Below are 8945 nucleotides of genomic sequence, written 5' to 3' on the forward strand. Positions count from 1 at the left end.
CATGCTGTGGCCAGGGACTCTGATTGGAGCCGGAGCGGGCTTTGCCATTGCCAGCATCCCGGGGGCCATGCTCGGTGCGTTGCTGGGGCAGGCGCTGGATCGGCGCCTGCACTTGCAGAGCTGGGCGCATTTGCGTGAAAAACTCGGTGGCCGACCTGCGTTGCGCAACGATGAGCTGTTGTTCGTTTTGCTTGGCAGGCTGGCCAAGAGCGATGGACGGGTCGTTGACGGGCACATTCAGCAGGCGCGTCAGGAAATGCGTTCGCTTGAAATGAACGAGCGGGCCCAGCGCAGGGCAATTGCTGCGTTCAATCGCGGAAAGTCAGGCAACGACAACTTGCGCGGTTACCTGCGGCGATTGAGCTCGCAGCCCTATGCGGCCGAAGGGGTGTTGCGTGCTTGTTGGCGGATGGTCTGGGCCGATGGCCGGGCTGGCACCGGCGAGCGTGAACTGATCGCACAATGGGGCAAATGGCTGGGCTGGAAGGCGCATCAGGTGCAGGCGCTGGCGACGGACTATGAGCCGCAAAAACGTCCGCAGGCCAGCAGCGTCATGACCTATCAGGACGCTCTGCGACTGTTGGGGGTTTCTGCCACCAGCGAGCCGGCGCAGATCAAGCGAGCCTATCGGCGGTTGGTCAGTCGTCATCATCCGGACAAGATTGCCGGCAACGGGGCGACGGAGTTGCAGGTTCGCGAAGCCACCGAGAGAACGCGCGAGTTGCATCAGGCTTACTCGATGATTCGGCAGCGGCGGGATTTTCGCTAGCAGGAGCCCTCATCGCGAGCAGGCTCGCTCCCACATCGATCCCGGTGATCCATTGTGGGAACGAGCCTGCTCGCGATGAGGGCGACCCGGTCTGTCAGTTTGCGGTCTTCTGCGGATTCAACCAGCCCCGAACCCGACGAACCAGTTGCTCCTGTTGCGCCTTGCTATCGCCCGGTATTGCCTTGAGCGATACCTGGCTGAATGCCGAGCCCTTCAAGCGTTTGCTGGCCTGCAACCGGGCAAGCGCCGCGTTGCGGTCCAGCAATTTGTCCACATAGAAAATGTCGGCGGTTGGCAGCTTCAGGGCTGGCACGATTTCGTCCAGTTCCGGTTTCGCCAGGGCAGGTGACTGGGTGGCAACCATGGCAAACCGCTCGATCTGCGCTGTCTGCTTCTCGCTCAAATACCGTGCGGCCCAATATGCGCCGGTTCCATGCCCCAGCAGCACGATGCTGCGAGCGTTTTGTTGTTCAGTGAATGCGATGGCCGCGTCGATGCGAGCGAAAATACGTTCGCCATCGACCTTGGCCTTTTCTTCGCCGGTTTCGGCAATCGGTTTGTCGGCGACTTCAGTCTCACCGCCAGCGGCCTGTTCGATGGGGGCGGCCGTGGTCGAGTCTTTGCTGGCGGTATCGGGGGCCTTGGGCGCCGGTGGTACTTCGACAGTGCGTGGCGCAATGACATCGCTTTGCACGTCTGGCAAGGTGATACTCAGGCTGCTCCACTGTGCGTCCGGCAATTTACGCCGCAACGGGCCGACCGCTTGTGGCCAGTCGGCGGTTTCGCCTGCGCCCGGGATAATGATCACCGCACCCTTGGGTTCTGCCGTGTTGGCCGGTTTCCACAAGGCCAGGAAGGTGTCGCCACCCGCTTGCAGTTGTTGCTGTTCCTGGGACGGAACCGCTCGCTCCAGTGCTGTCGCTTCTTCCTGGCTGCGTTCAGGCAACGGCATGCGCTCCACCGGCTTTTCTTCTGTGGCGGGTGGCGCGGTGGCGGGTGCCGGATCGGCGGCTTCGACGGAAAAAGCCCATGGCAGGATCAGCGACAGGCACAATGCTGGCAGTGCCAGGCGGTAGACAGGGGGCATCGGATATTCCAGGCCAGAGATTATTCCGGCAGCCTAATAGGTTGGTCAGTATTTGTCAGTGTGCGAGATTTCGATGATGCGTTTTCGCTGCCTGTGGGTTATCGGCTGTTTGTGGTTTCCCTTGATGGGTTGGGCGGCGGTCGTGCCGCCAGCGCATGTTGCGGTCCTGTCACCCAAACAACAGCAATGGCTGGCGCAGCAGGGTGAGTTGCGGGTCGGGCTCGTACTGCAAGCGCCTTACGCGCAGTACGATCGTCGATTGCAGCGCTTGTCCGGGGTCAACGTCGAGTTGATGAAGTGGCTGTCCAGATCATTGAAGGTCGAGCTGAGCTGGCGAAACTACCCTGACCTTGAACAGCTTGAAGCCGCTGCGCGAGCGGGTGAAATCGACATCGCCCCGGGGTTGACGCAAACCCCTGACGGCTTGCGTCTGTGGCAGTTTTCCGATCCGTACATGCGAGTGCCGCAACTGGTGGTCAGCGACCAGAAAAGCACGGGCGCGGTTGAGCTTGAGAAACTCGACAGCCAGACCCGTGTGGCCGTGCGCATGCCCAGCGTCACGGCCGATTACCTGCGCAGCAACTACCCGCACCTGAATCTGCAGGGTGTACCGATGGAGCGTCAGGCGCTGCAATTGCTGTTGAGTCAGCAAGCCGGTTACGCCGTGGTCGATGAAGCCCAATTGGGGCGTCTGTCCATTGAACCGGAGTTCTCGGGGCTGGTGGTCGTGGGGGATGTCGGTTTGCCCCAGTTGCTGCGGGTGGCCACTCGCCGGGACGAACCTGCGCTGGCTGACATCGTCGAGGCGGCGCTGAGGGCGATCCCGGCCAAGGAACTGGAAGCCTTGCACAACCAATGGCTGCAACCCAAGTATCCGCGCCTGACCGAGTCTCCGGGGTTCTGGAAAAATCTCTGTCTGCTGTTGTTGGTGCTGGGCCTGAGCGGCATGGCCATCGTGTTCTGGCAGCGCCGCCAGCAACACAGCCTTGAGCAGCGGCTGGCTGCAGCGCACCAGGATATCGCCCAGCGTGCAGCCAGCGAGGAAGCCTTGCGACTCACGCAATTCTCAATCGACCAGAGCACCGTGGGCATCCTTTGGGTCAACTGGGACAGTCATGTGCGCTACGCCAACCGCGCCGCCGAAACCATGCTTGGGTATCCCGCCGACGGGATCATCGACCGGCCCTTGATCGACTTCGAGCCCGGACTGCACATGGACCGCTGGTTGAACCTGTGGAAACGCGCCAGGGCCAGCGACGAGTCACCGCAAAGCTTTGAAACCAACTGCCTGAGAGCCGATGGCAGCATCCTGCCGGCCGACGTTTCGTTGAGCTTCCTGCGTTTTCGCGATGGCGAGTACCTGGTGGTCTACCTCACCGATGTGACTGAGCGCCGTCGTGCCCTGGCCGCGTTGCAGGAAAGCGAGGCGCGTTTGCAGGGGATCGCGGCGAATGTGCCGGGTCTTGTTTTTCGCCTGGAGCGGGCTCCGGTCACCGGGCAGATCGACTTTGCCTACATCAGCGAGGGCAGCGAAAACCTGGTGGGCTATTCGCCGGCCGTCCTGGCCCATCGTGACAAAGGCCTGCGCAGCCTGGTGCATCCGGACGACAAGGCCAGCTATCACCAGACCCAGGACCATGCGCTGGACACCGACAGTGACTGGTCCTGGCAAGGGCGAATTCTCACGCGCCAGGGCGAGCAGCGCTGGGCGGAAATCAAGGCGATTACCCGTCAGCTTGAGGAAGGTACCTACGTATGGGACGGCATTGTCTGGGACATCAGCGAGAGCAAGCGGATCGAGCTGGAGCTGGCCAGCTCACGGGAGCAGTTACGCGAGTTGTCCGCACACCTTGAGAGTGTGCGCGAAGAAGAAAAGGCGCGCATTGCCCGGGAAGTCCATGATGAACTGGGGCAGATGTTGACCGTGCTCAAGCTGGAAACGTCCATGTGTGAACTGGCCTACGCGCAACTCGATCCGGGGCTGCACGAACGCCTGAACAGCATGAAGCGCCTGATCGCCCAGCTGTTCCAGTTGGTGCGCGATGTGGCGACGGCGCTGCGTCCTCCGATTCTCGATGCCGGGATTGCTTCGGCTATCGAGTGGCAGGCCCGCCGCTTTGAGGCGCGTACGCACATTCCGTGTCTGGTGCAGGTGCCGGATAACTTGCCGATGCTCAGCGATGCGAAGGCCATTGGCCTGTTTCGAATCCTTCAGGAGGCATTGACCAACGTCATGCGTCACGCCCAGGCGCATACTGTCGAGCTGATGCTGGCGCTGGAAGGCGACGAATTGTGTCTGACGGTCAGCGATGATGGCGTAGGATTTGTCGTTGCGGCTGACAGGCCGACATCGTTCGGGTTGGTGGGCATGCGCGAGCGTGTGCTGATCATGGGCGGGCAGTTGTCGCTGGACAGTGAGCCGGGTGAGGGCACGACCCTGAATGTGCGAGTGCCGTTGGATGAAGTCTGAAGAGTGGCGGTCCCTGTGGGAGCGAGCCTGCTTGCGATAGATCTTGAATCTGGAGAAGAACGTGATCCGTGTTCTGGTAGCCGAAGACCACACCATCGTGCGCGAAGGCATCAAGCAGTTGATTGGCCTGGCCAAGGACCTGCAAGTGGTGGGGGAGGCGAGCAACGGCGAGCAGTTGCTTGAAACCTTGCGGCATGTGCCCTGCGAAGTCGTTTTGCTCGATATCTCCATGCCGGGTGTGAATGGCCTCGAAGCCATTCCAAGGATTCGTGCGCTGAACAATCCTCCCCTGATCCTGGTGCTGTCGATGCACGATGAGGCGCAGATGGCGGCCCGGGCCTTGAAGATCGGTGCCGCAGGCTACGCGACCAAGGACAGCGATCCGGCCCTGTTGCTGACGGCCATCCGCCGGGTGGCGGCAGGCGGGCGTTACATCGATCCGGAACTGGCTGACCGCATGGTCTTCGAGGTCGGCCTCACTGATTCGCGGCCTTTGCACTCATTGCTTTCCGAGCGCGAGTTTTCCGTGTTCGAACGCCTGGCCCAAGGCGCCAACGTCAACGACATCGCCCAGCAACTGGCCTTGAGCAGCAAGACGATCAGCACCCACAAGGCGCGGTTGATGCAGAAGCTCAACATCACTTCCCTGGCGGAGCTGGTGAAGTACGCGATGGAACACAAACTCCTCTAAAAACATACCTGCCCCCCCCCCGTAGGAGCCAGGCTTGCCGGCGATAGCGATCTCAAAGACGCCTTCGTCTGTAGGAGCCAAGCTTGCCGGCGAAGGCGTCCGTGAGATCGCCATCGCCGGCAAGCCTGGCTCCTACAGGGAGGGGGCGCATCGCCATATCCATTTGCGACATTCGTAAAGAGCTGTTTTGACTGGCTACTGTGGCTGGCGGCTGGCCATTTGCCGTGCGCGTGCCAAAACGCGCCATCCTTGTAGGGCAATCCCTACCCCCAACCTTCCATCCGGCTGAGGCGATTCTCTCTTGCACCCCGATTTGCGTGGTCTGCGGTGTCCACTAGGCTTAGTCGACAGCAGTCATCAACAACAAAGGTGTGGGTATGAGCCAGGTCGATTCAAGCGCAGGGACCAATGATGTTCTGGTCAGCTTTCGTGGAGTGCAGAAGAGCTACGATGGCGAGAACCTGATCGTCAAGGACCTCAACCTGGAGATTCGCAAAGGCGAATTCCTCACGTTGCTCGGGCCGTCCGGCTCCGGCAAGACCACCAGCCTGATGATGCTCGCCGGTTTCGAAACGCCGACCGCGGGTGAGATCCTGCTGGCCGGGCGTTCGATCAATAACGTGCCGCCGCATAAGCGTGACATCGGCATGGTGTTCCAGAACTACGCGCTGTTCCCGCACATGACGGTCGCCGAGAACCTGGCGTTCCCCTTGACCGTGCGCGGCCTGAACAAGAGCGATATCACTGCCAAGGTCAAGCGTGTGCTGAGCATGGTGCAGCTCGACGCCTTTGCCCAGCGTTACCCGGCACAACTGTCCGGCGGTCAGCAGCAGCGTGTGGCCTTGGCCCGTGCCCTGGTGTTCGAGCCGCAACTGGTGCTGATGGATGAACCTCTTGGCGCACTCGACAAGCAACTGCGTGAACATATGCAGATGGAAATCAAGCACCTGCACCAGCGCCTGGGTGTGACGGTGGTCTACGTGACCCACGACCAGGGCGAAGCCTTGACCATGTCCGACCGTGTGGCGGTGTTCCACCAGGGCGAGATCCAGCAGATCGCGCCACCGCGTACGTTGTACGAGGAGCCGCGAAACACCTTCGTGGCCAACTTCATCGGTGAAAACAATCGACTCAGCGGTCGTCTGCACAGTCAGACCGGCGACCGCTGTGTGGTCGAACTGGGGCGCGGTGAAAAAGTTGAAGCGTTGGCCGTGAATGTCGGCAAGACCGGTGAGCCGGTGACCTTGTCCATTCGCCCGGAGCGCGTGAGCCTCAACGGTGCTACCGAACAATGTGTCAACCGCTTCTCGGGAAGGGTGGCGGAATTCATCTATCTGGGCGACCACGTCCGGGTTCGCCTGGAAGTCTGTGGCAAGACCGACTTCTTCGTGAAACAACCGATTGCCGAGCTCGATCCGGCGCTCGCGGTCGGTGACGTGGTACCGCTTGGCTGGCAGGTCGAACACGTTCGTGCGCTCGACCCACTTCTAGAGGCGAATTGATCGCCCTTCTGCTTCACCAACCTGCACGTGGAGAACAATATCAATGTTGAAATCCCTGAAACTCACAGCGCTTGTCATGGGCATGATCGGTGCGTCCCACGCAATGGCCGCTGGCCCCGACCTGACCGTGGTGTCCTTTGGCGGTGCGAACAAGGCGGCACAGGTCAAGGCCTTCTACGCACCGTGGGAAGCAGCGGGCAACGGCAAGATCGTGGCGGGCGAGTACAACGGTGAGATGGCCAAGGTCAAAGCCATGGTCGACACCAAGAGCGTGTCCTGGGATCTGGTGGAAGTAGAGTCGCCGGAGCTGTCCCGTGGTTGTGACGAAGACATGTTCGAGCAATTGGACCCGGCCCTGTTCGGCAAGACTGAAGACTACGTCAAGGGTGCCATCCAGCCATGCGGCGTAGGTTTCTTCGTATGGTCGACTGTGTTGGCCTACAACGCCGATAAGCTGAAAACCGCACCGACCAGCTGGGCGGATTTCTGGGACACCAAGCAATTCCCGGGCAAGCGTGGCCTGCGCAAGGGCGCCAAGTACACCCTGGAATTCGCGCTGATGGCAGACGGCGTTGCGCCTAAGGACGTCTACAAAGTGCTGGCCGGCAAGGATGGTCAGGACCGTGCGTTCAAAAAGCTTGACGAGCTCAAACCCAACATCCAGTGGTGGGAAGCCGGCGCACAACCGCCGCAGTACCTCGCTTCCGGTGACGTGGTCATGAGTTCGGCCTACAACGGCCGTATCGCTGCCGTACAGAAAGAAAGCAACCTGAAAGTGGTATGGAACGGCGGCATCTACGACTTCGATGCGTGGGCCATTCCAAAAGGCCTGGACAAGGCGCGCGCGGATGCTGCGAAGAAGTTCATCGCCTACTCGGTGCAGCCACAGCAGCAGAAGACCTACTCGGAAAACATCGCCTACGGCCCGGCCAACACCCAAGCCGTACCGTTGCTGTCCAAGGACATCCTGAAGGACATGCCGACCACCCCGGAAAACATTGCCAACCAGGTTCAGATCGACGTCACCTTCTGGGCTGACAACGGCGAGCAACTGGAACAGCGCTTCAACGCCTGGGCTGCCAAGTAAGACCGCCCCTGCAGGCCTGCCTCCTCTGTAGGAGCGAGGCTAGCCCGCGAAGGCGGTGTGGCAGTCAACATCGATGTTGAAAGTGCCGACGTTTTCGCGGGCAAGCCTCGCTCCTACAGGGGGGGAGATGTCCCCTCTGTAACGATCAAAGATTTTCGGAGTACGCCATGGCTATCGCCGTTCCCGCGAACGCGGGCACTGACCCCACCTTGAAGCAGCGGCTCAAGCACGCCGAGCGGGTCAACCGCTGGAAGGCCCAGGCCCTGATCGCGCCGTTGGTGCTGTTTCTGTTGCTGGTGTTCCTGGTGCCAATCGTGGCGCTGCTCTACAAGAGCGTCGGCAACCCGGAAGTGGTCGGCGGCATGCCGCGCACCGTGGCAGCCATTGCTCAATGGGACGGTCGCGGTCTACCTGCCGAGCCGGTCTACAAGGCCGCCAGTGAAGACCTCGCCGACGCCCGCAAAAACCAGACCTTGGGCGACTTGTCCAAGCGCTTGAACATGGAGTTGGCCGGCTACCGCAGCCTGTTGACCAAAACCGCGCGCAGCTTGCCGTTCGCCTCGGAACCGGCCTCTTATAAAGAAGCGCTGGAGGGCCTCGACGAGCGCTGGGGCGATCCTGCCTATTGGCAAGCCGTGCGCCGCAACACCAGCAGCATCACACCGTTCTACTTGCTGGCTGCCGTCGATCACCGCATCGACGATCTCGGTGAACTGGCGCCGGCCACGCCCGACCAGGCGATCTACCTCGACATCTTCGCCCGTACCTTCTGGATGGGCCTGATCATCACCCTGATCTGCGTGGTGCTCGCGTATCCGTTGGCTTACCTGCTGGCGAACCTGCCGGCGCGGCAAAGCAACCTGTTGATGATTCTTGTGCTGTTGCCGTTCTGGACTTCGATCCTGGTGCGTGTCGCGGCGTGGATCGTTCTGTTGCAGTCGGGCGGCCTGATCAACACCGGCCTGATGGCGATGGGCATCATCGATAAACCGGTAGAGCTGGTGTTCAACCGCATCGGTGTCTACATCTCCATGGTCCACATCCTGCTGCCGTTCATGATCCTGCCGATCTACAGCGTGATGAAGGGCATCTCGCCGACCTACATGCGTGCCGCCATCTCCCTGGGTTGCCATCCATTCGCCAGCTTCTGGCGGGTGTACTTCCCGCAGACCTATGCCGGTGTCGGCGCCGGTTGCCTGTTGGTGTTCATCCTTGCCATCGGCTACTACATCACCCCGGCGTTTCTACAACGCCAGCGCCCTGTCGCCCAAGGGCGCCGGCGGCCTGATGCAGTTGATGCCCGACACCGCCCGCGAGATGGGCGTGGCGAACGTCTACG

7 protein-coding genes and 1 pseudogene are annotated in these 8945 nt (G+C 61.1%); 7 read left to right on the forward strand and 1 reads right to left on the reverse strand.

Annotation, left to right across the window (positions count from 1 at the left end; translation table 11 throughout):
• Position 1 precedes the first annotated feature (1 nt).
• A complete protein-coding gene (locus tag ACQKP2_RS23640) occupies positions 2-769 on the forward strand; it encodes a TerB family tellurite resistance protein (RefSeq protein WP_427579938.1) in 768 nt (255 codons plus the stop codon).
• A 94-nt stretch (positions 770-863) separates the two neighbouring features.
• On the opposite strand, the gene ACQKP2_RS23645 is transcribed toward ACQKP2_RS23640, so the two are convergent.
• Positions 864-1856, reverse strand: coding sequence for an alpha/beta hydrolase family protein (locus ACQKP2_RS23645; protein WP_427579940.1), 993 nt, complete (start codon positions 1854-1856; stop codon positions 864-866).
• 73 nt (positions 1857-1929) lie between these two features.
• On the opposite strand from ACQKP2_RS23645, the gene ACQKP2_RS23650 reads away from it, so the two are divergent.
• The 6 genes and pseudogenes from ACQKP2_RS23650 to ACQKP2_RS23675 form a co-directional block, all read left to right on the forward strand.
• Complete coding sequence (locus ACQKP2_RS23650; protein ID WP_427579942.1) at positions 1930-4326, forward strand: PAS domain-containing sensor histidine kinase; 2397 nt, start codon at positions 1930-1932, stop codon at positions 4324-4326.
• A 61-nt stretch (positions 4327-4387) separates the two neighbouring features.
• Complete coding sequence (locus tag ACQKP2_RS23655) at positions 4388-5017, forward strand: response regulator (protein WP_427579944.1); 630 nt, start codon at positions 4388-4390, stop codon at positions 5015-5017.
• 377 nt (positions 5018-5394) lie between these two features.
• A complete protein-coding gene (locus ACQKP2_RS23660; RefSeq protein ID WP_427579946.1) occupies positions 5395-6519 on the forward strand; it encodes an ABC transporter ATP-binding protein in 1125 nt (374 codons plus the stop codon).
• Between the two features lie 43 nt (positions 6520-6562).
• Positions 6563-7606, forward strand: coding sequence for an ABC transporter substrate-binding protein (locus tag ACQKP2_RS23665; RefSeq protein WP_427579948.1), 1044 nt, complete (start codon positions 6563-6565; stop codon positions 7604-7606).
• 167 nt (positions 7607-7773) lie between these two features.
• Positions 7774-8853 (forward strand): annotated as a pseudogene (locus tag ACQKP2_RS23670) (ABC transporter permease); the annotation flags it as partial.
• On the forward strand, positions 8780-8945 hold a 166-nt coding region (locus ACQKP2_RS23675), incomplete at its 3' end, for a transglycosylase SLT domain-containing protein (RefSeq protein ID WP_427579950.1). The pseudogene ACQKP2_RS23670 and the gene ACQKP2_RS23675, both read left to right, overlap by 74 nt.

The organism is Pseudomonas sp. NPDC089569 (assembly GCF_050280625.1).
Lineage (GTDB): Bacteria > Pseudomonadota > Gammaproteobacteria > Pseudomonadales > Pseudomonadaceae > Aquipseudomonas.